Origin of the sequence: Thalassotalea euphylliae (assembly GCF_042682785.1) — a bacterium.
Taxonomy (GTDB): Bacteria; Pseudomonadota; Gammaproteobacteria; order Enterobacterales; family Alteromonadaceae; genus Thalassotalea_F; species Thalassotalea_F euphylliae.
Genome location: NZ_JBHUIB010000012.1, coordinates 1,019,539 through 1,044,286, shown reverse-complemented (window position 1 = coordinate 1,044,286; position 24,748 = coordinate 1,019,539). Strand labels below are relative to the sequence as shown.

Annotated in this window: 27 protein-coding genes; 7 read left to right on the top strand and 20 right to left on the bottom strand. The window is 39.7% G+C overall.

Annotated features, from left to right (window positions below; translation table 11 throughout):
* Positions 1 to 60: 60 nt before the first annotated feature.
* The gene (locus tag ACFSJY_RS19290) at positions 61 to 1,839 is read right to left on the bottom strand and encodes a M61 family metallopeptidase (protein ID WP_386038371.1); all 1,779 of its coding nucleotides are present in this window, start codon (positions 1,837 to 1,839) and stop codon (positions 61 to 63) included.
* Positions 1,840 to 2,078: 239 nt separating this feature from the next.
* Between ACFSJY_RS19290 and ACFSJY_RS19285 the strand changes: the two genes are divergently transcribed.
* The 4 genes from ACFSJY_RS19285 to ACFSJY_RS19270 all read left to right on the top strand — a co-directional run bounded on the left by ACFSJY_RS19285 (position 2,079) and on the right by ACFSJY_RS19270 (position 6,385).
* Positions 2,079 to 3,665 carry a diguanylate cyclase gene (locus tag ACFSJY_RS19285; protein ID WP_386038368.1) on the top strand — a complete coding sequence of 529 codons (1,587 nt, stop codon included), beginning with the start codon at positions 2,079 to 2,081 and terminating at the stop codon, positions 3,663 to 3,665.
* A gap of 39 nt (positions 3,666 to 3,704) precedes the next feature.
* Entirely contained in the window at positions 3,705 to 5,063 is a 1,359-nt protein-coding gene (gene ppnN / locus ACFSJY_RS19280; protein WP_386038365.1) for a nucleotide 5'-monophosphate nucleosidase PpnN, read from the top strand.
* Positions 5,064 to 5,068: 5 nt separating this feature from the next.
* Positions 5,069 to 5,878 carry a flap endonuclease Xni gene (gene xni / locus ACFSJY_RS19275; protein ID WP_386038362.1) on the top strand — a complete coding sequence of 270 codons (810 nt, stop codon included), beginning with the start codon at positions 5,069 to 5,071 and terminating at the stop codon, positions 5,876 to 5,878.
* Positions 5,879 to 6,001: 123 nt separating this feature from the next.
* A complete protein-coding gene (locus tag ACFSJY_RS19270) occupies positions 6,002 to 6,385 on the top strand; it encodes a DUF3192 domain-containing protein (RefSeq protein ID WP_386038359.1) in 384 nt (127 codons plus the stop codon).
* Position 6,386: 1 nt separating this feature from the next.
* Here the strand turns inward: ACFSJY_RS19270 and ACFSJY_RS19265 are convergent, their stop codons facing one another.
* The 14 genes from ACFSJY_RS19265 to ACFSJY_RS19200 all read right to left on the bottom strand — a co-directional run bounded on the left by ACFSJY_RS19265 (position 6,387) and on the right by ACFSJY_RS19200 (position 17,339).
* Positions 6,387 to 6,563, bottom strand: coding sequence for a hypothetical protein (locus ACFSJY_RS19265; RefSeq protein ID WP_386038356.1), 177 nt, complete (start codon positions 6,561 to 6,563; stop codon positions 6,387 to 6,389).
* A gap of 510 nt (positions 6,564 to 7,073) precedes the next feature.
* Complete coding sequence (locus tag ACFSJY_RS19260) at positions 7,074 to 7,661, bottom strand: hypothetical protein (protein ID WP_386038353.1); 588 nt, start codon at positions 7,659 to 7,661, stop codon at positions 7,074 to 7,076.
* 2 nt (positions 7,662 to 7,663) lie between these two features.
* Positions 7,664 to 8,305, bottom strand: coding sequence for a hypothetical protein (locus ACFSJY_RS19255; RefSeq protein WP_386038351.1), 642 nt, complete (start codon positions 8,303 to 8,305; stop codon positions 7,664 to 7,666).
* Between the two features lie 6 nt (positions 8,306 to 8,311).
* Positions 8,312 to 8,662 carry a hypothetical protein gene (locus tag ACFSJY_RS19250; RefSeq protein WP_386038348.1) on the bottom strand — a complete coding sequence of 117 codons (351 nt, stop codon included), beginning with the start codon at positions 8,660 to 8,662 and terminating at the stop codon, positions 8,312 to 8,314.
* 165 nt (positions 8,663 to 8,827) lie between these two features.
* Positions 8,828 to 9,013, bottom strand: a complete 186-nt coding sequence (locus ACFSJY_RS19245; protein WP_386038345.1) for a hypothetical protein — start codon at positions 9,011 to 9,013, stop codon at positions 8,828 to 8,830.
* An 8-nt stretch (positions 9,014 to 9,021) separates the two neighbouring features.
* The gene (locus ACFSJY_RS19240; RefSeq protein WP_386038342.1) at positions 9,022 to 9,294 is read right to left on the bottom strand and encodes a hypothetical protein; all 273 of its coding nucleotides are present in this window, start codon (positions 9,292 to 9,294) and stop codon (positions 9,022 to 9,024) included.
* A gap of 96 nt (positions 9,295 to 9,390) precedes the next feature.
* The gene (locus ACFSJY_RS19235) at positions 9,391 to 10,473 is read right to left on the bottom strand and encodes a phage major capsid protein (protein ID WP_386038339.1); all 1,083 of its coding nucleotides are present in this window, start codon (positions 10,471 to 10,473) and stop codon (positions 9,391 to 9,393) included.
* A 413-nt stretch (positions 10,474 to 10,886) separates the two neighbouring features.
* Positions 10,887 to 11,453: a hypothetical protein gene (locus ACFSJY_RS19230; protein WP_386038336.1), complete on the bottom strand. Its 567-nt coding sequence runs from the start codon at positions 11,451 to 11,453 to the stop codon at positions 10,887 to 10,889.
* Positions 11,454 to 11,966: 513 nt separating this feature from the next.
* Positions 11,967 to 12,344: a hypothetical protein gene (locus ACFSJY_RS19225; protein WP_386038333.1), complete on the bottom strand. Its 378-nt coding sequence runs from the start codon at positions 12,342 to 12,344 to the stop codon at positions 11,967 to 11,969.
* 141 nt (positions 12,345 to 12,485) lie between these two features.
* Complete coding sequence (locus tag ACFSJY_RS19220) at positions 12,486 to 13,391, bottom strand: hypothetical protein (RefSeq protein WP_386038330.1); 906 nt, start codon at positions 13,389 to 13,391, stop codon at positions 12,486 to 12,488.
* Between the two features lie 390 nt (positions 13,392 to 13,781).
* On the bottom strand, positions 13,782 to 13,973 hold the full coding sequence (locus tag ACFSJY_RS19215; protein WP_386038327.1) for a hypothetical protein: 192 nt from the start codon (positions 13,971 to 13,973) through the stop codon (positions 13,782 to 13,784).
* 482 nt (positions 13,974 to 14,455) lie between these two features.
* Entirely contained in the window at positions 14,456 to 14,848 is a 393-nt protein-coding gene (locus ACFSJY_RS19210; RefSeq protein WP_386038324.1) for a hypothetical protein, read from the bottom strand.
* A gap of 300 nt (positions 14,849 to 15,148) precedes the next feature.
* Positions 15,149 to 15,337 (bottom strand): hypothetical protein, encoded by a 189-nt coding sequence (locus ACFSJY_RS19205; RefSeq protein ID WP_386038321.1) that lies wholly within the window; start codon positions 15,335 to 15,337, stop codon positions 15,149 to 15,151.
* 1,219 nt (positions 15,338 to 16,556) lie between these two features.
* Positions 16,557 to 17,339 (bottom strand): hypothetical protein, encoded by a 783-nt coding sequence (locus ACFSJY_RS19200; RefSeq protein ID WP_386038318.1) that lies wholly within the window; start codon positions 17,337 to 17,339, stop codon positions 16,557 to 16,559.
* Positions 17,340 to 17,981: 642 nt separating this feature from the next.
* On the opposite strand from ACFSJY_RS19200, the gene ACFSJY_RS19195 reads away from it, so the two are divergent.
* Positions 17,982 to 18,347, top strand: coding sequence for a hypothetical protein (locus tag ACFSJY_RS19195; protein ID WP_386038315.1), 366 nt, complete (start codon positions 17,982 to 17,984; stop codon positions 18,345 to 18,347).
* Between the two features lie 30 nt (positions 18,348 to 18,377).
* On the opposite strand, the gene ACFSJY_RS19190 is transcribed toward ACFSJY_RS19195, so the two are convergent.
* The 5 genes from ACFSJY_RS19190 to ACFSJY_RS19170 form a co-directional block, all read right to left on the bottom strand.
* Positions 18,378 to 19,103, bottom strand: coding sequence for a hypothetical protein (locus ACFSJY_RS19190; protein ID WP_386038312.1), 726 nt, complete (start codon positions 19,101 to 19,103; stop codon positions 18,378 to 18,380).
* 78 nt (positions 19,104 to 19,181) lie between these two features.
* The gene (locus ACFSJY_RS19185; protein WP_386038309.1) at positions 19,182 to 20,000 is read right to left on the bottom strand and encodes a hypothetical protein; all 819 of its coding nucleotides are present in this window, start codon (positions 19,998 to 20,000) and stop codon (positions 19,182 to 19,184) included.
* Positions 20,001 to 20,199: 199 nt separating this feature from the next.
* Positions 20,200 to 21,222 (bottom strand): TIR domain-containing protein, encoded by a 1,023-nt coding sequence (locus ACFSJY_RS19180; RefSeq protein WP_386038306.1) that lies wholly within the window; start codon positions 21,220 to 21,222, stop codon positions 20,200 to 20,202.
* A gap of 138 nt (positions 21,223 to 21,360) precedes the next feature.
* Entirely contained in the window at positions 21,361 to 21,513 is a 153-nt protein-coding gene (locus ACFSJY_RS19175; RefSeq protein ID WP_386038303.1) for a hypothetical protein, read from the bottom strand.
* A 117-nt stretch (positions 21,514 to 21,630) separates the two neighbouring features.
* Positions 21,631 to 23,316, bottom strand: a complete 1,686-nt coding sequence (locus tag ACFSJY_RS19170) for a recombinase family protein (protein ID WP_386038300.1) — start codon at positions 23,314 to 23,316, stop codon at positions 21,631 to 21,633.
* A 49-nt stretch (positions 23,317 to 23,365) separates the two neighbouring features.
* Between ACFSJY_RS19170 and ACFSJY_RS19165 the strand changes: the two genes are divergently transcribed.
* Complete coding sequence (locus ACFSJY_RS19165) at positions 23,366 to 23,485, top strand: DUF3192 domain-containing protein (RefSeq protein ID WP_386038462.1); 120 nt, start codon at positions 23,366 to 23,368, stop codon at positions 23,483 to 23,485.
* Positions 23,486 to 23,666: 181 nt separating this feature from the next.
* The gene (locus ACFSJY_RS19160) at positions 23,667 to 24,674 is read left to right on the top strand and encodes an isocitrate dehydrogenase (protein WP_386038297.1); all 1,008 of its coding nucleotides are present in this window, start codon (positions 23,667 to 23,669) and stop codon (positions 24,672 to 24,674) included.
* The last annotated feature ends 74 nt before the right edge of the window (positions 24,675 to 24,748 follow it).

The window sequence follows — 24,748 nt, the reverse complement described above, 5'->3', positions numbered from 1 at the left end:
CCACTAAAAAAGCGGCATAAAGCCGCTTTTTTAGCTAACGAAAGGTAAAATATGCAATGGCTATGCTTCTGGTAGTGACAACCCTGTCCATGATTTGAACATGGATTTTTGCTGATCGCTTGCTTCCTTGATCGGCACAATTTTCAATTTACCCGCAGGTAATGCGCCCAATGTCACCTTTTTCTTCGTTAAAACATCTCTACGAAACACGGTAAACTCAACGTTATCTTCAGGTGAGAAATTCGCTAACCGTTTTGTAAGATCTTTGTCTTTCATTCGCAGGCCGTCAACAGCAATAATAATGTCATCTGTTGTTAAGCCTGCCTTCCATCCTGGGCTGTTTTTTTCAACTGCCGATATAATTAAACCATTATCATGAGGTTTGGTTTTTATCCCTGTCCAAGATTTTGTTTTATCACTTTTACCGTACGAGATTTTTAAACCAACTTTGGCCAGCAATTCATCAAAATCAGGCTTGGCATGTCCATCAATATTTTTCTGCCAAAACGCTTGGTAGTCTTTACCTGTAATGCCACGAAGAATAGTGCGGACATCTTTGTCGTCAAACGTTTTTGGAATGCTATGTTTTTCATATAGCGCTTGATGCACGTCTCTATAGCTCTTTTCCATTCCTGTAGTGTCGAGAATATCAATATCCAACATCCAAGACACCAAGAATCCCTCTGAATAAATGCTAACGCTATGGTTGGTGCTGTAATCACCTGATTCACTGATCCATTTATCAAAGCTTGCCTCTGCAATCGACTGGCTATCACGACCCGGCTTACGCATATAGCTATTGACTCTACCGCTTAGGTGCTCCATCCATTCTTTCGCGGTCATGATTTCTCCACGCATCAGTAGTTGATACTGAAGATAGCTTGTGGATCCCTCTGCAAGCCACAAGAGATTAGAATAGTTTTCAGACTGGTAATTGTATGGCACCAGCCCTTGTGGTCGATATTGCTTTACATTCCAGGTATGCACAAATTCATGCGCTGCCGTGGCAAGAAAGCTAAGATAGTCTTTGCGAGTGTTAAAAGTATAGCGATCTCGTTGAATAATTGTCGAATTCAAATGCTCTGTTGCACCTCGGACACCTGTGGTTGCGTGCACCATAAACACATATCGAGAGAATGGATAATCTGACCAAATCGTGTCGCCCTGCGCAACCAAGGCTTTCAGATCCTTCACCATTTGCGCTTCGTTGTAATTGCCCTTCCCCCAAATAACCAATTCATAATCGCGTCCATCAACTCGAAACTCATGAAAGCTGTTAACACCGGTTTCGATGGGAGAGTCGACTAACACATCATAATCAGATGCAATAAATTGATGTTTTTTACGACCACTTTTTAACCCTGAAACACTGCGCCACTTTTTTGGTACTTTCAGTTGAATAATATGCTTATCATCCCGAGTTTCATCCGTATACATTACAACACTCGAAGCGTCGATGAAGGCGTGACTATCATCTACATGTCTTGAGCGATAAGCCAACTGGTTCGCATACACTTGATAGGCAACCTCTAAGCCATCAGATAAATCCCCTGAAATTCGCCACGTGTCTTTATCTATTTTTTGCCAATGCAAATCGTCGTCATTTACTGAGAACTCTCGAATGCCATTTGCTAAATTTAATATTTCGTAACGACCAGTGCGCCAAGTAGGTAATTTTAAATCGATAAACTCTTGGTCCGTATCAGGTAAATCCAGTTTGACATGAGCATAGTGGTGCTCAGCTTCCATCAAGTCGATATGAACTTTAACATCAGCAATCGCTGAAAAATTGAAAGCGGCAAAAAATGATAAAGAAAGTTTGGTCAAATGAGAGGTCATGGCCCGCATCAGCACCTAATGTATTATTCAACAATACCAACAGTTTACTGATTACAAACACAATTACCATGCAACACATCTGAAAAAATCAACAGCTGAGCAACTGCTTACATTTTTCTGCCGATAGCATTAGTGTTATTTACATTTCTGTTATACAGTGAAAGTAATCAGGAGATTTTTCTTTCTTTACTTATAACTTTGTCTGTAACTATGTGAGTCAAATAGGGATTTTCAGCTGTATGAGTGAATTAGTCACGCCGCAACAACAACTAGAAGCACTAAAAAAGAAGTTAACTGCTGCAATTAGTGCGCGTGCCGAACTTGAAGAAGATTTTTCTAAACGTTCTCACCTTTTAATCGACTTTATTACCAAGCTTTCTCAACTTTGCAAAGGTTTGGACTTAGAGCTGGATAATCGTCTTGCTAACTTGCGCGCTTTGCTGAAGAAGTCAGCGCCAATGTCAGACATTGAAGATGAACTTGAGCGAATTTCCAAACTCCTTCAACAGCAAACCACAAAGAACGAGCGTAACATTCGCGACTTGCATAAAGAGTTTCACGATGCAGGCACCTTGTTACAAAAAGCAAAAGGTATACCCGCACAAGCCAGACGCACTCTGCGAGAACTGCTAACTAACAACACTGAAAGTAAAGACGCACTTGTACAATACTTACCTAAGTTGAGTGAACTATTGTCGATTTACGCGGAAGTTATCGCAGCGAAAGACGATATTAACGTTCAAACACGTAGTGCAGATAAGAAGTCTGGTTCGGCAGATACTGGCGCTGATATTACGCCTTATATCAAAAAAATTACGGTGATCTTAAGCTCACTCAAGTTATCTGAAAAACAGCAGGCTAAGCTAGACCGCGTAAAACTGAAAATTGGTACAGAAACCAGTGAAACCAACGCTTTACTCGAGGTAATTCTCGAAGTATTCCAGATAGTCATGGTTGATATGGAATATGAGCGTAAAAGTGCAAAACACTTTTTAACATCACTGTCAGAAGCTCTCGCAAAAGTTCAGTTTTCTGTAAAAAATACGATTTCAGAAACAGATGCGCATAGAACAAAAACCAACAAAATTAATCAGGAACTCAGCGCGAAGCTATCTGACGTTGCCCATATGGTGGAAACTTCAGAAACACTGAGTGGCAGCACAGACTTGCTGGGCGAAAAGTTTGAACAAATTGCCGATAAAATCGAAGAAAAAAACGCGACAGAAGAAAAATATTTCATTGAACTAAGAGCGCAACTACAAGCGATGCAAGAGCGTGTAGCGACACTAGAGAATCAGTGTCAGCAGTTTGAAAAACGCATTGAAGAGCAACAAAAGAAGTCGTTGACGGACGGCTTAACCAAACTCAACAACCGTGCAGCATTTGATGAATATTTTGCAAAGCAAATGGTACGTTATCACCACAAAGCTTTCGAATTAGCCATTGCGGTCATCGATGTTGATGACTTTAAACAGATTAATGACACCTATGGACACACCGCTGGTGACAAAACCTTGCAAGTAATTGCGTCAATGCTCAGTAAAAAAATCGGCGGCGACACTTTTATTGCTCGTTATGGCGGTGAAGAGTTTGTCATTGTTTTTAACCACTTAAGCAAAGATAAAGTAATGGAACTACTCAACTCTGCGCGTACTTACATTTCAAAACTACCGTTTAAATTTAAAAATAATAAGGTCAACATCACCACCTCTATTGGTGTAACCAATATTCGTGATGACGACAATATCCACACTGCATTTGAACGCGCAGATAGCGCACTTTACGACGCAAAACGACAAGGTAAAAACCAAGTCATCTACCAATAATCAATTGTATTTTTAACTGTGACCTAGGGGGACAGCATTATGCGTATCCAAGTCAACCCAGTAGGCAACATGAACTTGTTGTCACCAATTGAAGTCGATCAACTGCATGCCTCTGCTGACAGCAAGCTTTATAATCTTTATCGAAACTGTTCGCTCGCCGTATTAAACGCAGGCAGCCATACCGATGATGCTGAGGCAATTTATCAACAATTTAAAGATTTTGAAATCCACGTACTTCGCCGTGAACGTGGTGTAAAGTTAGAACTCGTCAATCCGCCGCAAGACGCCTTTGTTGACGATAAAATCATATTAGGTATTCGCGAACATTTATCCGCTGTTCTGCGTGATATTTTGTTCACCAACAAGCGTTATGACGAACTATGTGATTCAAGCGAATGTGATACTGACACCATCACGCATATCGTTTTTGACATACTGCGCAACGCAAACGCGATTCAGCCTGAAACTATGGCGAATTTAATCACGTGCTGGGGTGGTCATTCAATTAACCCTATCGAATACGACTACACCAAAGAAGTTGGCTATCAACTAGGTTTGCGTGGTTTCAACATTTGTACGGGTTGTGGACCAGGCGCTATGAAAGGGCCTATGAAAGGTGCCACCATAGGGCATGCAAAACAGCGCTCACCTGGTGGTCGATACATTGGCCTAACCGAACCCAGTATCATTGCCGCCGAACCGCCAAACCCAATAGTCAACGAACTGATTATTATGCCAGACATTGAAAAACGTCTTGAAGGCTTTGTTCGCTTGTCACACGGTATCATTATTTTCGCTGGTGGCGCAGGAACAGCCGAAGAATTCCTTTATATTTTAGGCATTATGTTGCATGAAAAAAACAAGGACCAACAACTGCCGATTATTCTGACCGGGCCTAAAGAGAGCGAAGAGTACTTTAACGAAATCGATGCCTTCGTAACCGCTACGTTGGGCGAACAAGTGCGTTCACTGTATCAAATCATCATTGATAACCCTGCAGAGGTCGCACGTACGATGAAACAGTCACTGGATAAAGTAATTGCTGCTCGTCGCGAGACAGGCGACGCGTTTCATTTCAATTGGACATTAGAAATTGATAAAGATTTCCAACAACCGTTTGAACCCACACATGAAAACATGGCAAACTTGGTTGTTGCAAGCGACATGGACAAAGCACAACTTGCTGCAAATTTACGTCGGCTTTTTTCAGGTATAGTGGCAGGTAATGTTAAGTCTAGCGGTATCAAAGCCATTCGCGAGCGTGGCCCTTTTGTCATATCTGGTGAGAGGAAAATCATGGCGTTAATGGATAAGCTGTTGGACTCTTTTGTGAAACAGCAACGTATGAAATTACCGGGTAGTGAATATATTCCGTGTTATCGAATTTCTCAGGAATAAACTAAATGACAGCACATGTAGTCTTAATTGATGCGCTAAACCTTATTCGCAGAATTTATGCCGTTCAAGAACGGCCTTTTCTACTGAATAACGAATTAGCAGACAACACAAAGCGACAAGTGCTTCATAATACACGTATAGCTTGCGGCCAAGCGTTATCAAATATCATCACTACGTTAAACCCCACACATGGCGTTGCTGTTTTTGACAGTGAAGCGCCATGTTGGCGTTATGACCTGTTTCCTGACTACAAAAAAGGCCGAAAAAAAATGCCAGAGCATCTGGCGCAAGAACTCTCTGAAATCCAAGACCAGTTTTTACAACTTGGCGTGGATTCAATTGAACCAGAAGAAGACGAAGCGGACGATGTCATTGCAACACTTGCAATCAAGGTGGCGCTGAGAAATCAAAGGGTTACGATCATCTCTACTGACAAATGCTTCTTGTCACTGCTCAATGAAAATATTCAAGTGTATGACTACTTCAACCGTCGCTTTTTAGATGCCAACTACATACAAGAAAAGTTCAGTGTTAAGTCGAGCCAACTTGTCGATTTGTGGTCATTAACGGGTGACACAACAAATAAAATTCCGGGCGTTGCCGGTATTGGACAAATCACCGCAGCAGAGCTTATCAATACATACGGTTCACTGAATGCTATTTTATCTGCTGAAAAAATAAAGTCCTCCGTAAAAGAGAAAATAGATGCTGGTAAAGAGATGTTGAAACTTAGCCACCAATTGCTAACGCTAAAACAAAACATACCGCTTGGCTTTAACCTCAAAGATATTCGGCTTGACGCCGCAAGCGTTTGAGCAGGTATAAGATTTCAAGCTGCTTACCAATAAATTCATATTGTTTTACAACCAAGTATTTTCAAAACATCGCGAAGTCGCTATCCTTACCTAAATTCGCTATATCAGCTTTTAAAAGAAACCATGAACAAAAAAGTCGTTTTTCGTATTTTGATGGCACTCGCCGCTTACGGTGTTTTCGTGTTGTTGGTCGTCAATTTTTATGATGACAACCCTGCCAATATGAAATGGGAAGATCGTGAAGCATTTAATCGCCAATTTATTGCTAAACTTAAGCTTGATGAGTTCACCTTTGATCAAGCGCTAGAATCGCTTGGTAGCCCTGATATTACTGAAGCAAAAAAAGTGGACGGCGTAAACTATCAAGTCACTTTCTATCGCACACAACACGTAAAATCTGACGGTATTACAACGCAAGCAGAAACTACCTTTCTACTTTTTGAAAATGGTAACCTTATCCGTATTGGTAGAGGCGGTACATTTAAAGATGAAATGATGGGCGGGTGATTTAAACCTTGATCGTATCCGCGTATAAATCTATCTCGTACACATTCCCCTTTGTAATCAAATCAACCTGAATGTCATTATCGGGTGTTATCACGTCTGCTTTTGTTTTGACTAGTTCACCTGTGTAATCTGGTTTCATACACCGTGATGTTTCAGTGTAGTTCATCAGTGTGTTCATGTTTGTTTCCTCACATCCGTAATAAAAAAAAAGGGGGAGCGTAAAAACACTCTCCCTCGCGGAGTTACTCGCAAATTGATTGCGTGCAACTACTTTAACTCTGGTGAAGACTAGAACACCATTGTTAAAGTATGATAGTCGGTAAACCCAGCTAAAAATAACTGGTTTCGAGATCCTTTACCGACTACCTGAAACGATTAACCGCTTCAATTTGCCTAGAATGATTAGGACTTTCTCTTGATTTACATTTTCAGATCGCACAATCGACATTTTACCAATCAGTTTTATCTAAATTGTTAAAATAAAATTGTATGAATGGTTCTAAGTGAACCCAGATGAACATCAAAGGTAAGGTCAGCGATCGCAATCTTGCGCCGTGTACACAAGGTGGAATATTGCGATCGCTAAACTCACATTACGTCCGTATATAAACGTACTTCGCTTTCGTCATGATGCACAGCGAAGATATGCATCTGGGTTAACTCAGGGAGGGTTTTTACACCCTCCTGATTAATTTGCACTAGAACTATAAGCGTTAAACGTATCAGCAAGCTTACTCAAGCTGCTTTGTGATGCTGGTTTTAGCTTTGCTTTGGTTGTCCGCTTTGGTCGGTTCGGTTTAATCTGGGTAGCCTTTACGAGCTTCGCTTTAGTCTTTGATTTAGCATTAACCTTAGTATCAGACTTTGACGAATCCTTTTGTGAACGTTGAACAATTTCCTCAATGTTATTGTGCTCAGCGTTAATGTTCTTTAAGTACTTCTCGTAAACCTGTCGCGGTTCGCGACAGTTCAAGTTTACATGTTTAACTCGAATCATTGCCGTTGCATTCAATTTAACGTGATCGAGCAAGTCTTTCTGGTGCAGTAGTTCGTCACAGATGAAAACTTCTTCTGTCTCCTCATTAACTGATGAGTACTTGAAGACTAATGTACCTGTTTCCTTGAAACGCTTTACTGAATCGTAAAGCGCCAGCATTGCGAAATCGTGCGTATCGTATCCGTCAGAGCTCTTCAAATTAAGGTGTGCTCGATACCATCGAGAATTTGCATGAAAGTAGTGTGAGATCTTGTTCGGTGAATGCGTAAGAGTGATCATACTTAACGCTCCACGTTAACAAAGACAGTCACATCAAATCCACCAACAAAGCTCGCGCCGCTTGGTGCCTGCCTGATACCGTTTAAGGTTCTGACCAGTTCAATATTGTATTCTTGATCGTCTATCGAGCCCACGCTCTCAATGAATTCAAGCTGCTTGGATAGGATCGAAAGTTGTTCTGAATGTGTTAATTGAATTTTGCTTTGAATGCCGATTCGCAGATTTGCATCAAGTTCATCTGAATGCACGCGTAAAACTACTGCGTCATTAAGTTCTTTGAATTGAATCAGTGCTTTCGGTTTAACTCGTTCTGTGCTTATTGTAGTCATAATATCTTCATTGTTAGTTTTGACTGTTGGTTGTGTTGGTTGTGTCATTGAATCTTGTTCCTCTGTGTATGTTTCCAAATCACCGTAAGTGAGTTCATGCGCTAACGCGTTTAGTTGTGCTTGGTTCAAGTCTTTGGTTAGCTCGACAATTGCTGGGTCTGGTTGGAAATCGTCTTGATAAAAGTTCGGCGCTGAATCGAAGTCTTTATCTGTAAACTCACCATCAATCGAGATAAGGTGACCTAGTGATTGTGAGTACAGGATCGTATCGTTGAATTGTGTTCTGCCGCGTTTCGGCTTTTGTGTAAGTTCCATATCGAATTACTTAACAACAACGCGGGCGCTTATGATTTGCGTGTCATCTGACGGTTTGCCTTTGAATCGCTTGATATTGTTTGATTCATCGATATAAAGCTTGTACGTAATTCCTTGGTCAGTGTTCCCGACTGTTAGACAGTGCGCCTCGAACGTAGTAACTAATTCGATGATTGTTTGCAGTAATTGCAAATGAAGAAAATGAACGTTATCGCGTGAGTTGAAATACAGCGCTACGCCTAGCGTTTCTTGTAGAACTGAACTGAACAATGTTGTGTACATTGCGCGGTTTCGCGTTTCGTCTTTTGCTGATTCTGTGATGTGAAGTGTTTTTGAAAAGTCTGGTTTTATCGTCATGAAAAGGTTTCCTGTTTTAAACTGTGTGGTAATGGTTCTTTGTCTGTATAGCCCCAGAACGAGGGTTTTCAGTTACGCTTGGACGGGATTGTTCTTGTTTTCGCTTTTCCTCAAGCATGTAATACAGACGGGCTCTGTTGTGTTGCTTTCTCCTCATACAGCCTCCTAGAACATTCGTCGTGCGGCTGCTGCGAAGAAATATGATGTTTCACCGTTCTCGACAGTCTTGCGTGCTATCGCATCAAAGCCGTTAACCGAAACCTCAATAATCTTCTTGCCTTGAACTGTGTCTGACTGGACGTGTGTACGTGGTAAATTCTTTAAGTGCTCGAAACGTTCTTCTTGAGTCATAAATGCTCCTAATCTGGGTTGTAGTCTGAATGGAATTTGTAAGATGTTTTGCCGGATTGAATTCGGCGCTCCGCTATGACATGCATCGATGAATCAAGAATCTGATCAAGCCTGAACGGGTTAACCGTCTCGAACTCAGTTGAATCGAGTCTAAATGTCTCGACTTTCAACAGACGTTCAAAACGATGTGCATCTGGGTTAATTGGCTGAATGTTTAATACATTCGCAACCTTGCGCATTAAGCGCTGAGTAAGCGTGTAACGTGGTTTAAGTACAATCATTGTGTTTTCCTTGGGTTTTGCTTGGGTTTGCTGGATGTGGTGGTTTTTAGATACTGAATACAGGCGGGAAGAGTCCCGCCCGTGAAGCTCAAAAACTTATGGACAATAGAACGCTCGCACCGCGTTAGCGTCTTTGATATTTGAGTACTGACGAGCACGATATGTGAATTCAACGGCTCCATCTGTTTTGTAAGGATTCGCTAGGAATCGAACGTTGTACATACGAAGATCAACCGCTTGTTCTAAATCGCCAACAAGCACAGAGTACTTCCCTGCTGTACCGACAGTTTCTAGTGAGTCATCAAACAGCACTGGGAAATCATTGATAGCAGGGTTAACGCCTTGCGTTACACGAAGGAGTTTCTGACCTGATGGGTCTTTCAACTTAGATAGAACTTTGAAGCTCTCGCGAGACATAATCAGGCTTGATGAACGAATGTATTCAGTCGGTAAGCTCAACAGAAAATCGTTGAATGCTTCTGCTCGCTCTACATCATCAGCCGCTGTATTGAAGTCGAACGTTGAACGTTGAATGAATTCAGGGTTTCGAGTTTCATCGTCTTTAACTGATTCAGTATCTGACACACGACCAGTAATTAAGCCGTTTAAACCTGTTCGCGGATCGGTGTTGTCACCATGCAATACCTGTGTGAACGTCTGGACTCGAACTTGGCGTTTAATTGATTTAGGCAGATCACGAACAACACGCTCCCCATCGAACATTGTCTCGTTAGTTACTACCTCATGAGCCGTTACTGTGAAGAACGAATTCTTCGCTTTATAGAACGAAGCTGAATCAGTGTGAACATAGTCTTCAAGGTTATTGAAATCTTGTTCATCAACGATCTGAACTTGTTTATCTGTCAAGCGGATCAGCTGTTGTTCCTCTGGTTTGTCAGTCATATTGAAAGCGTCAAGAGCTTGCGCAATATCCGACTCATCAACTGACTTTTCAACAATCGCATCGAGTAGTACTGTAGCAATCGCTTTGTCTGCTCCTGACGAGTTAGTGATAGCCAATCCGTTTGCTTTGATGTCATCAAGCATAAACTCAGAGACATCGTGCGTTTTCTCAAAGTTTGGCGCTGTTAACGTACCGAGCTGATTTAAAATCGCTTTCGTATCGTTTTGTTCTTGTTGTTGTGATGTTGGATCCATCATCTTGTTTTCATATTTCATACTGTTTCCTTATTAATCGATTAATGAATGTTTAAAAATTTGCTGCGTTGCACAGCTAGACGAGCACACAAGGCGTGCGCTGTGATTGGAGGGGTTTGGAGTACTAGCGAGTAACCAGATTTGAGTACGTTTTAGGGGCTAGGACTTTGAACCATAAACGGCGATTGACGCACATCTCTGTTTTCACTCAGAGGAGTGAAATCGATGGAGTTTGTGTGTTCGCTTTGTTTCTAAAACGTTTAGAGCTATAGCCCAGAAATGATCACCCTATTTTTTATGGGCGTTTTTTCTGGGGAAAAATTGGGGGTGCCCCCCTAACATCCCCTAGGGCGAATTAGGGAGGCTAGCGAACGTAGGCAGAATCAATTCTTGTCTGATGAGTTGAATTAAAGGTTAGCTATTGTGTTGGTTCTTTAGCTGTTCAGGACGCTTTGATCTACGAGTTCAGCGATACGTGTAGGCTTTAGATTGAATACGCCTAAGCCGTTATTATCAATGTACTGCTGAACTGCGTCTGCTGCGGTTGCTCTGTCGTATCCTAGGCTTACTAGTTTATTTACAGCCATGTATCGTTTGTTTCGAACGCCTTGTTCACTTGCGATCACTTCTGCTTTCATTTGACGTTTCTCTTTGTCAGCTTGTGTTTGATTAGAGGTAATTCGCTTGTGTAGCAGTTCTATTTCCTGAACATTCTTTTTGAAGTACGGAGAATCGTGTTTCTCTGTCATTAAAGAATTAACTACATCAGGGTGAAAGCTGAAAGGTATTTCGGGCAATCGATTGAACTGATTACACAAAACTAGTTGGAATGTTTCGGGCAAGTACGAAAAGTCGTAATCACTTAGTTCTTTACCTGATATTGTGTTGTTAAAAACTACGTAATCCAGCTTGTTCAAATCGATTTTGATTTTCATATAACCGAGATCTTTTTCGATCATGTTCGGTTCAAGAACGGAGTCGGTTTGTTTTGATTCTTTCATTAGGTTCCTTAGTATGGTTGGTGTTTTGTGTGGGTTCTGAGGTAACTGCATTTATTTCGACAATTACTGAAATACAGTTCTCAATTGATGCACGCAGATATGCACGTATGTACTTGGTGTAATCACTGTTGGGTGTGTATTTTCGTCAGAACAAACAATTTTCTACAGCCCAATAAAAACAAGAACTTCGATACATTTTTCACTAGGCAAATATAAGCTTTTTATCCAGTTCGATTTATTAGGGTTCGAATGAGTTCAAGTTGTATTCGTTTGATATGCTTAAGTACCGCTGATAAGCGGAGTAATTGGTTCATTTTTTTGCGTTTTTTAGGACTGCCGCGGTTAGCAGTGATATTGTTCGAATATTTTCAATATCCCCCCGCTGAACCCATTCACCCGAACGCCTTATTAATAAGCGGCTGTAGCGAATCAATTTGTATTCATGTAGTCATTTGACAGTACACAAATATAAAATCATTCCGGTTTAAATTCGGGATCGGGTTGTATTTAGTACTACAGCGTTATGAGTTCATGTTTGTTAACTGAACGAGCAATACCTGCTTTAGCACTTGTTAAATGAGTTCTGACTGCTGCAATACTTTCGAGCGTATCGATCTTAATTAGATTATCTAAACCGCTTATATCTGGATTGAATGAGTTCAGTTTATCTAGGGTAGCTTTTATTTCTTTAACCGATTGTTTGAGTTTATTGTGTGCCTGTACTAGATCGATTGAAGTGCTTCCTAAGCTGTATCCTTTGTATTGAATTCTTTTATGTTGAATGACTTCATGCATGTATTGATACGTTAAATCATTTACTGAACAGAATTCTGCTAGATTGTTTATACGCTTTATCGTGTTGCTAGGTGTTCTTATTTCTGTGTTAATCATGCGTTCTCCCTAGTTGTTATGGGTTGTGTTGTTGTATGGGTTGATATGGGTGCCTCAAACCTTAGCTCAGCGAAAATGAGGAGGAACTGAGCTAAGGCGAGACTAGAGGAAATAGGTTAAATTCAGGTTGGCAGGATGTTTTTACCAATTGATATCGGTGCAATAGTCCTCCTCCTCATCAGTTAAATCGATTACAGCTTCGCCGATACTGGCTTTGATGTTAGAAATCGGATCATCGAGGTATCCCTGAAATTCAATAGAGTTGATTCTCAGCATGTAGAATAGACCGCTAGAACTCTCTCGTTTGCCTAAACAAAGTGTGATGTTAGGTAAGTACAAATCGACTTTATCTGTTTCTGCATAAGGTGCGACCATATACAGACCAGTGAAGTATTCATCTGCGTCAGATTTAATCTGTTTATGAACTGTCTGAATGTCGTCAATATCGTATCTAGATTTCAGATTTGATTTAGTACGTTCATTAGCTCTCAACCATGGGTACTTGTTATCGCCTTTGATCTTTGGAGGAATGAAGTTCAACCAGATGTGTTTTTCAAAACCTCTCGTTGATTCATCTGTTCCGCTGAACTGAACTCTTGCACTGTATTTATGACCGTTAGAGCGTTTAGATTCACGTTTAAGAACGACAATTTTAATCTTCCTGATTTGTTCCTTTTTGAACTTAGCGAAGTCATAAACTTGCGTCGATACTGTTTCGCCTTTGATTGAAGTTCTTTCCCCTACTAATGGAAACGCAGACTTAAACAGTACAGGCTTTTTAGCACCAGAGCTTTTCTCAGATAATTCGACACGGTTCTGATGCTCTGTATAGATCTCATTTTTGATAAGTTCAGAGTTAGCATAGAAATTTAGCTTACCTACGTTATCATTGATGTACTGTTTTAACAGTACCGGAATATCTTCAATCGTAGATGTTGGTTCCGATAGTATTCTGGTTTTGACGTTTTCATAATCTAGTCTTTTGATGTCGTAATCACTGATCACTAGATCGATATAACTAAACATTTCTGATGGTGTTATTTTCATAGTATTTCCTCTTGGAATTATGTTGACGTACTGACGTACTTAATTGATGTTGTATTGATGTATTGATGTATTCAGATTGATTACACCGTAGGTTTTGAATCAGGCACGAAGTGACTCACGCGATAGCGTGTTTGTTTACCTGAAAGGTTTACGCGCACCCGCAGGGTTTTAAACCGCACCGGAGGGAGCGAAGCGAGTGAGGAGCGGATATACATAACAGCGAGCGCCCGACCGACCCCTGTCGGGTGGGCTAGCGTGAGCGGTTTATTTTTACACTACTGGTAACGGTTCCCGTTACCTCTTAAGTCTTATGTCTTACGTCATAAGTCTTAAGGTTCTTAAGTTCTTAAGTTCTTATGGGAGAAAGTTCCCGTTACCTCTTAAGTCTTATTAGTTTTCAAAACATTGACTGAGCAATGTGTTTGCCCATTCTGAAACACTCATGTCTTCCGGTTTAGTTTCCATTAATAGATTCAGATTTGATTCCATTACTGAGAACTTAACTGCGTAAGGTTTTCCTGTATGTGGATTAATTTTGCGTTCAGTCTTAATCTTTTTCTTCGGCGTGAATTGTGTACGCATACGATTTCCCCTTTGTTAGTTGAATTCATTAGTCACCTAGTAATCGATTAATCTAAGGACTTGTTTTCTGAAATCTGATTCATTTACTCGGTTAACTCTCAAATAAGCTTTTGCTCGCTTGAATAGTTGTTTCAGTTCTTCGTGTAGGTACATTGAACTGAATTCGCGTGAGCCAGATTTGATTGCGTTACTGACAGTTACGACATGTACAAGTGCACATTGACTGTCAGTATCTAAATTGATTGTGTTCAGCACATTTGATTGATTGGTGGTTATCATTTTGTTCCTTGGTGTTTTGGATGGGTTTGGATGGGTTTCTGGATGACGCTAGCAGGGAGGTTTAAACGTAATTATTTTATGGTTACTTGTTGAACCCTGATGTTTAAATCTGTCTGGTAGGCATTCATGAGCAAATACAGAGGACTCAGTATTGACTCAGTAAAGTGGTTCTTAAGAATCAGGTCTGTATTTTCAGGCTTTGTTTATGCTGCTCGCTTGAATCCGTATTGCTTTGCACGTTCTGACATAACTTTGCGCTGCTCGGCTGACAATTGTCTGCGTTTACGTAAATTAAATACCTGATCAATCTTGTCGAGGTCTTCTAGCTTGAATACCAGAAATCCACCGTCATCAGTATTTTCAACTTCGAGCAACTGAACTCCCATTCTGATTAGTTTGTCTGTTTTGTACGTAAACGATCGTGATGATTGATGATTGATCATATCCAATCGACCTGTCTCAAAGTTGTACGGGTCGATACTGACTGTATTTTTTCGGTTTTTAATTCGAGCAATACCGTCACCGTCTGTATTGGTTACAAAGTACTTGTCATTGTATCGACGTAAGATGTTCTCGAATTTTTCTGTTTTACTCATATTTCCTCCGGTTTGTTGGTTTGGTTTTGTGTTCAGATTTGTATTCCGTCTTGTGTTCAGTTTTCTACAAAAACGGTCTAACCCTACCTAGGGCATTACTTTTTTGTTTTAACGCGTTTTAGAGCGTTTAAGTGGGGTTTTAATACAGGTCTGAATGATGTTTGAGGGTTTTCTCGGGTGTAAGTTTTTAGTTCAGACTTGAACTCTGATTTGAATCGATTGATTCAGTGAAGACGGGCTTCTGTAAAAACTCATTAAATAAGCGTTTACAGAAACCAATTCCACAGTGGGTTCTGATGGTTAACCGAAAAGAGCATCATGTAACTGTTGCTTTGGAACCATTGAAATGACCGTTTTAAGATCAAGTGAGCGTGTATAAACTGCTTTGAATATCTCGTAGCTAGTCACGCGGTCACCAGCGTAGTGCTTGTCGAGGTTATTACGCTTTAACCATTCGCTGTATCTCGTTCTGATGCATTTCTCTGTCATAAAGCCTCCTTGGGCGGTTGTGTTTTGTTTGTTGAGTTTTTTGGGTTTCTGGACGTAATTTTCTCGGATGATTGTGTATTTTTTAGGGACGTACTCTCTCCTATAAGGGACACATTAGGAATACACAATAAAATCAGCAACTTATAAAATCAGGTAATTTGAGGCTGAGCAGAGGTTTAGGGACGTACTCTCTCCTATAAGGGAGGTATTCAAAATAAGAAACAAAAACAGTTAGTTATAAAGCCAGATATTTTGACCCAGAAAGACGTTTTGGTTATGTACTCTTTCCTATAAGCGGCATATTAGGAATACACAATAAAATCAGTAATTTATAAAATCAGGTAATTTGAGGTTGAGCAGAGGTTTTCGGGACGTACTCTCTCCTAATAGGGAGGGGTTTTAAATTTCCTTTAAAAACAGAAAGTTATAAGTTCGATTATTTTGACCCAGAAAGATGTTTTACGGACGTACTCTCTCCTAATAGCGCACAAAGTTTATTTTCTATTAAAAACAGAAAGTTATAAGTTCGATTATTTTGACCCAGAAAGACGTTGTAGGGACGTACTCTTTCCTATAAGGGACGTATTAGGAATAACCAATAAAGTCAGTCACTTATAAAGTATGTTCTGCTAGCCCGAAACGAGAGTTTAGGGAAGTACTCTCTCCTAATAGGGACGTATTAGGAATAGCTAGTAAAATCAATGAATTAGTGCTTATGATTTTTGAGCTCAAAACACGTACTCTCTCCTAATAGGACGTCCTTACAAATAGTTGATGAGTATCAACCACTTATGTACAACGTTATTCTAAGTTTGAGCTTAGGTTTTGGCTCGTACTCTCTCCTAATAGCGGCATATTCAAAAACCAATTTAAAATCAATGATTTATTAAATACGATATTTAATACATGAGCAGGATTTCAAGACGTACTCTCTCCTATAAGGGACACATTCAAAATTAAAATGAATATCAATAACTTACAAAGTCAGTTCTGATTAACGAAAAAACAACCTTATATGGTAAATTTCTACTCAAAAGAGATTCTTAATCCCACTCTAAAATCAAAACTTGCACAGCAAAAGATATGATAGAGTGACTTATCAAAAGGACATAGGACGATTGAATATGAAATTTGGAGAGTTTCGAGAACTTGGACACTTATAAAGCCCTTATAGCTTTCCCAAAAAAAAGAGCTCCTGAGCGCTTTATCAAACCCTTTGCTAAGTTTCGTTTGCAGTTTCCACTTCTGAATCTTGCTCTTCATTTTTACTGGTAAACTTTTCAATCAAAAAACTCATTGGAGACTTCATTATTTTATGAATTTTTAATGCCTTTGAAGTGAAAGAATCCATTTTATCGAGCAAGTTACCCAACCTTTTAATAACATCATCATCATCGCTATCAGTAGCGTTTTTCAACTCTTCTTGATTCGCTACTAGTGCACCAATAGCCCCTTGAAGCGCTTCTTTTAAACCTTTGGCTCCTTTGATTTGATACAAGCTAATCGCATTTCTAATACGTTGCACCTCCTCTAGCAAAGCAAGCCTGAGAGCACTTGGTAATGAAGAGCTATACAATGCTGTAAAAAGTTCATCAGTTTTCTTTATGATATCTTCGAGATCTTCTTCTGATAGTGATTCTTCAGAATAAAAACCTGATAATTCTTGTGAACAAAATTGAAGCCTAGTAAGAGCTTCGTCAGTTAAGTGCTGTTTTACACTTTGCCAATTTGTAGCAAGGTGCAATGGAAAGAATGCTCTATCAATGCTTTGAAAAGATGATAAATAAAGATCGTGATTCAAATTCTCTTTCATTTTAATCAGAGATTGAATTTCCTGAGAGAGTGAATAGAGCTCAACGACTGATTTTGTAACTTCAACATCATCACCATCAATACCAAGTGCCTTATTCCAAACATCTTTAACTCTTCGGTTGTCTGGTTGTCCTTTAGCTTTAGACAATATCTTGTATAACCGTCCGGCAGGGTTCGACTCATCAATCACTTGAAATTTACTCCATGTTTTTCCAATACAAAACAACTCAGCCAAAAGCCATTGAGCCGTTATTCAACTAAGCAAAAGCTCTTATTATCGTTTTTATCAAACTAACTAAACTATTGCCAGATATATAGTTTCTCCGCAGCCCTTTCAGTTTCCGAAATAATTATATAAAAGAGATCACCTGATTGATTGTCTACTTTTTAAGAATCTCATGAAGCGAATCAATAACATTATTGTTTTGCAGTCGCTGATTTTCATTCAAAACTCTTTGAAGCTCTATGCTTTTGAGGGAATTTCTAACTAAAATCTCATTCTGTAGGATAAGAGACATTTGCATTTCTAAATTGGATTTGTACATCCCACGGAAATAAAAAAACAAGTACAGAGGTATGTAAGAACCTAATGTCACCAGAGTCAAAATGATGTGTATCTTGTGATTCAAGCGATAGTAACGATAAGACTCTGCATATCCGTGCGACGCTCCCAATAGTTGAGTTGTATCCATAAGATGTATGTCGTTAATGTTCATATTTATTCCGTCTAATTCTATATGCTAAATAGCTTAACAAGTTTCAAAATTTATACTCGTTTATTTTGAGTCTATAATCAGACGTTAGAAATCTCTGTCGATGCTAAGGACTGGCGATGAGCGTTTTAAAAGGTTTATTCAAAGCAATTTCAGCAATTATTGGTACCATAGCGGCAGCAATCGCTATTTATGTATTTGTGACTACTGGTGACACTACCGCCCACAAAGAACGAGACGAAATTGTCGCTCAAGCTCCTTACGCTTTGAGCTCAGGTAACCGAGATCAATTAGCTGGGTGGCTGATGAGTGCGAAGCTCTGGATCAGACAGAATGCCAATCATGGAGAACTGAGGAAAATAGCTGATGAACTAGAAGATCCAACTAGGTATTGTCAGCGAGGGAAATATGATGAGACAGCGTGTTTTAGTGAGTTGATTAATAGATACCTAAGTACTTTTAAAAACGCTGAGCCTATCGATTAAATCTAAAATTCATTATCGGCTAACAATTAGCTAGAACGGCAAATCTTCCATATCTATTGTGATATTAGGTCTTTCAACCATAAATACCACAGACTCAAGGTATTCGATAATTTTACTAATGAATGTCTTGATAAGCTCAATAAACTCGGAAACCAAGCTGTCATCTAAAATATAGAATCTATTGTAAGTATCTGAAATTTTGATTGAATTAAAGTTATTTCGAATCTGATCTTTCTGGTTATTAACTTTTGCCTCAGAGCCTGAAAAACAAGAATTCTGATGAACAATCATGTTTCTCAATTTTTGAAACTGTCCAATCTTCGCCCACTCGCCTTGAATAAGCTCAAATGGCAAGTCTGTAGTTAATTCAAGGTAAGTTTTTGACTTCCCAATTAAGCTGCCACTTACTAAACAATTATGAGTAAACCCGGCTCTAGCGAACCGTTGAACCTCTGAGCATACATCAGCCAAAATACTTTCAAAGATCGTGTAGATTAGAACAATTGCGGAATGATGGTAATAACTTAATAAAGCATCTTTTTCTTTCTCAAATATGCTTTGTAGAATAGCCTCTGCATCTTCGTTCTCAGCAGCGTCTTCCGACATCAATTGAGTTAATTGTTCGTTCTTCTTGTGCTCTAAATCATTCGTAAACGAAAGGTATTCTGTTAAGTACTTAAGCTCATAATCAAACTTAGTACGAAGATCATTCAGCTCTAACTGCTTCTCCTCGTAGTTTGCCTTTTTAGTGTACACCCGTAGTCCTTTTTAATTTATTCCGTGGATATCTATAGAGAACGAAACATTCACACTTTATAGGTATTCGTTAAACTTCTATTCTGGATTTGGTCTATATCTCTCGATAACTCTATCAGAAGTAAATTGATGTCCATTCCTAGAGATATTCATAAGACCTGTAACGATGTCTTGATGGTTGATTGGAGAATCATCGAAATCGGATTGGGATCTAGCAAACGAAAATAGCTGATTAACAGCTGCTTGCAACCTAGACAGCCGCCAAATGTTACTATGCACCCACTCAATGCTACTTGCATTACTTTCAGATTCATCTATCAGAGATTTTGTTCTGGCGTTAATGATCTGCAATTGCTGTAGAATGACAGCAAGCTCCGCTCCAACAGCCTTTGGCGCATGTGATATACAATTCTTGAATACCAGATGAATTTCTTCGGGCAGAGGGGGCGCTATTAGAGACTCTGGATCAACTCTAGTTATGCCATGTCCACTAGCGACTAGAGACCGTTCTTTATGAGCCCAAATCTCGAAAGCTTCTGTATTGTATTGAGTTAGTTCACTCAAGGCATTGGGCAAAACTGATTTCGCAGCAATAAAGTTTCTTTCTGTTTGTTTATTCGTGGCGTATTTAGTTGATTTGTAAAATATGACACTCGATACGAACGCAAGTACACCCACATTTAACGACTGCCAACGATACCAAACGTCCAAGACTTCTTGAAAATCTAGATCCATAAGTGGATCGATAAACATAAAAAATGAGTAAGCTGATAACGCACTCACTAAAAGTCCATACTCTATACACTTCAATAGATTTTTGCGCAAAAACGAAACAGTTTTCTTTATATTATCAGAAACATTCATTATAAATTTAAAAACTTTCCCACTTTTAGACATTTAAAAACACAAGACAATGATTTTACATAACAATAACCTATTATAACATAAAGGATTACCTACAAATGACCACATAAAAACCTTTTATAAAATATAATTTAAAGGGCTTTATAAAGCTTTGTCTATTAATTAGGTAAAAACTAAAGTTATAGGTGTAACTACTCTTCGAACTTCATGTATTTATTAAGCTCGATAATTACTAAAGTTTGTTCATATCAATTGAACAGCCTGCATCTTTCATTTCCTTTGCAAGTTTTAACTTCCATGCTCCTCCGGCATCTATTTTTTCGTATACGACCCCACTAATATCATTGGGAATTTCTACATCCCCTTTTATCAAGGCGGTGACGTTTTTACGGTTCAATTTAGCCATTAAATACCCGTGTTCGAATACAACGTTTTGGCGAGCCCTATTTTTCAAGTGAGACTCTCCTTGCAAGCCTCCAGTATCACAGGGTGTATATATAACGATGCCGTAGCTAGCTTGCTCAGAATACCTCTCTATTTTCTCGATAATTGTATCGCTACCGCTTGATTGCTCATGCAGGATAATCGCTTCTAGGTCTAACTGTTCAACAAACCGAGCTACTTGCTCTTTTACATGTTCGTCACGTCCATGAACTATAAACACTTTATCTTTTTGAGATGCTTGAGGATTCACATGCTGAGGTTGTTGATTCTGTTTGGGAGGCGTGAATGCTGGCTGAGTCCATGATTGCGGTGGAGTTTTTTGATCAGGATTAAATACAGGTTGAGGTGTCGAACGAGGTCGCTGAGTTTGGGCGTTACCAAAAATATTCGACTTTAATTGGTTAAAATCAGGTTTCTCTTGAACCGGAGGAAACACTCCGACCGCTGATGACTGAGGTACTCTAGAATCAGGCGTAAACATTAAACGTTTAGCTATGTCTAAGCAACGTTCCCTTAATTTGATATCTCTCTCTGGATGATTCAAGCTAAACAAGCCTTTGTCATCATCATCTTCAATAATGTCTTTAACTAGCTTTCCTACAATATAATTTGATTCTAGATCCCAAAGCGCACGCATTCTATTGGCTTTTGAGCCAGAGTCTCTATTGTATTTTTCGGAATATAAATCGACGTTGATAGATTGAGAAACGAAATCAGCTAAGCTGTTATTACTAAATTCTAAAAAGTACCCTCCCCCCATCACAAAATAAGTTTCTAACAATCGTCTCTCGTTAGTTGTTAAGTCTGACATTAATTAATGTGTCCCTATCAATTAGTTTTGGCTCTCCAATTCAGTATTTATACCAGACAAATGAGATTTTCATAGTGCTTAATCATCTCATTTGATTGTTAAACATAAGTAATTTCAAACAAAATAACCTCAAAGGTATTATCGAGATTTCTTCTGTCGTTCAGCTTCTTTCCGAAGCGCTGATGTGAGTATTTTATTAATGCGACTAACTAAGGTTTTATCGTCGTTCGGGTATAGTGAATTAACCAGTTCAATATTCTCAGGATTAATTTTTACGCGTGGCTGAGTCATAGATTTACCTCATTGACTGTGAAAGGTGGGATTTTAAGGGTTTGTAGCGAGAAGCTACGTGAAATCTGTAAAAGTATCAGAGTAGTTACTTTACAGATTTCACAGAGAAGCGTTGATTTATTGCTTTTCGGCAAGAATGCCAGCGAATTTGCTAAGTGTTTTGTACAACTCGATACGTGAACGTAAAACTTCTTCACGCTCGGAAGCATCGAATGAGTCAAGTCTTTGATTAAATACCATTGCCCCCATTCCGGATAAGTCCGAATGATGCATATTTTGCACTCGTTCAGGTTCAACACCGTATTCAACCAAGAAACCACTAGACTGATTCTTGAACTTAATCAGAACGTGATCCTTTGTAGGTACAATTGAATCAATGAATTGTTGTAATAGAGCGTTAATTTGCTGTCTATTTTCCGCTGTATCAGGCGTTAACTGTTTGAACCTTTCATGTGCTGTATCAGTGTCCTGAATGCGTTCTGATCTGATTTGATTCAGTTCAGCTTGCACCAAATCAAGCTCTGACTGAACTTTTTGTATTTCATCAAATAACATCGTTCTAGCTACACCAGACAATAACATTACATCAGCAGCGTTCTGTTTAATGATCTGAGTCAGTTCGAACTCCTTAGATTGAAGCTCATGTTCTTTTGAATCGTCCCGCTCAGTGGGCTTGAACTGAATATGTTTAACTGCATCCAAGATGTGAGATTGAACCTTATTGAATGGGATACGTTTTTGATCACACGTCCCCCTGTTAGAACGTTCATTGCAGCGTAAGTAATACAAGCGTTCCTGTTTAGTTGTTGTATTACCGATTGATAGCGATAAACGACCGCCGCAAGACGGACACAAAGCAAGCCCCCTGAACACGTTTCTGAAATCAGATTTAACGCCAGCAGTAAGCTTACCGAACGTGTTTTGAACCGCATTGAATTTATCTTCATCGATTACAACCGGAAAGTAATCGCGAATTACATCACCAACGTTTGTATCAACACGTTTTCCGTTCTCGTCTTTAGTCGTTGTCTTGGGCTGGTATTCTCCAATCAATCTCCGGTTCTTTAATAAACTAACCATCGACGCTTTGGTGAAAGGCTTTCCCTTTGCAGCTTTGACGCCTATTTCATTCATCTTTTTGAAAAGCTCAGTTACACCTACGCCAGCAAGACGTAAATCAAATATCTTGTTTATTTCTCGTTGTCGCTCAGGCGTTAAAATGAATTCTTTGTCATTACGTTCAAGCCAGAATGGAGGCTGACGCAATGCTGTTTTGTTCTGGCGGGCTTCAAGTATTTGACGAGCTTTAGTCGCTTTTATTCGCTCTGATTTTTGTTCAGATTCAAGTCGACCTAGATATAAACCGACAACGATAATCAACGATGATGTAAGCTCATTACCTTGTTTATGGTCGATCACAACACCAAAGCGCACAAGCGCGACATTGATCTTTAAATCGGCTAACTCATTAAATATCGCCTGACCTTTAGTTATTCCGAGACGCGACAGGCGATCAGGCGCTTCAATAATCAAGAGCGAATCTTGAGGGATTTTGCCAGCGCGAGCTGCTGCTAGAAAACGCCCTAAACCCGCATCGTCTTTGATGTTCGCGCCACTGAATGCAGAAACACCCTCATCGACAATTGAGTCTTGAATTTCGTACTGTGTATCGTGTCGCTCGTTGTATGACTTCAAAAACGTTTCAGCTTGTTCTATTTGTCGCTCAAGACCTTGACCGAATGAAGCTTGTTGCTGAGAACTAACCCGACTGTATAAGTACGCTGGCTTGATTGTTTTATCCATCTGAACGCCCCGTTTTACTTGCATAAAAGCATCATAACAGACAAAACGTATAAAAGTAAATTCCACGCAAGAAGAATGTACCCCTCTCCTGTTTACAAACGGGCAATTAACCGCCATTGGAAACGTGGCCTATAAGCAATTTAGCGACATGGTACAAATCGTTAATTAACAACATTTCACAACAAATCCCGACAATTAAAAGCACTTTTGAAAGTTTTAATACTGGCTTACATGTGTAAGCCATGGTATAAATCGCGCAATTTTTCGAAGTGGTTGGACAAGCGAGTATTTTTTTACTGTTCAACTATGCTTTGAATACCCCCTATTCACATCTTTTAAAGGTATTTTAAATGGCTAAGCAAACTATCACAGTTATTCCTGGTGACGGTATCGGTCCAGATATCATTGACGCTACAATCAAAGTTTTAGACAAAGCAGGTTGTGATTTCGAATACGAATACGCTGATGCAGGTTTAGTCGCTTTAGAAAAGCATGGCGAGCTAGTTCCAGAAGAAACATTGGAACTTATCAAGAAAAACAAAATTACACTAAAAGGCCCATTAACAACACCTGTTGGTGAAGGCTTCACGTCAATTAACGTAACATTGCGTAAGCAATTTCAACTATACGCGAATGTTCGCCCTGTACTGTCATTCAAAGGTACAAAAGCACGTTACGAGAATATTGATATCATCACTATTCGTGAAAACACGCAAGGTATGTACTCTGGTCTTGGCCAAACAGTGACAGAAGACGGCGCACAAGCGGAAGCAATGAGCTTAATCACTCGTGAAGGTGCAGAGCGTATTGTTGAGTTCGCCTATGAAACTGCGCGTAAAGAAGGCCGCAAGAAGGTAACAGCGGTTCACAAAGCTAACATCCTTAAATCAACGTCTGGCCTTTTCTTAAAAGTAGCGCGTGAAGTTGGTGAGCGTTACCCGGATATCGAATCAGCAGAGATGATTGTAGATAACTGTTGTATGCAGCTAGTGATGAACCCTGAGCAGTTCGACGTTATCGTTACAACGAACTTGTTTGGTGACATTCTATCTGACCTATGTGCAGGTTTAGTTGGTGGCTTAGGTATGGCACCTGGCGCAAACATCGGTAAAGACTGCGCAATTTTTGAAGCGGTACACGGTAGTGCTCCTGATATCGCGGGTAAAAACTTAGCAAACCCAACATCTGTTATTCTTGCAGCGATTCAAATGCTAGAGTACCTAGAAATGGGTGACAAGGCTGACGCAATCCGTAAAGCGATCACGGAAGTGATTGAGACGGGTGACCGCACGACTCGCGATCTAGGTGGCGAGCACGGTACAACTGACTTCACAGAAGCAGTATTAGAACGTTTATAATCTATTAACGATTAACGCTTAAAACAAAAAACCGACGCTAGCGTCGGTTTTTTTATCTCTGTTCATTAGTCATA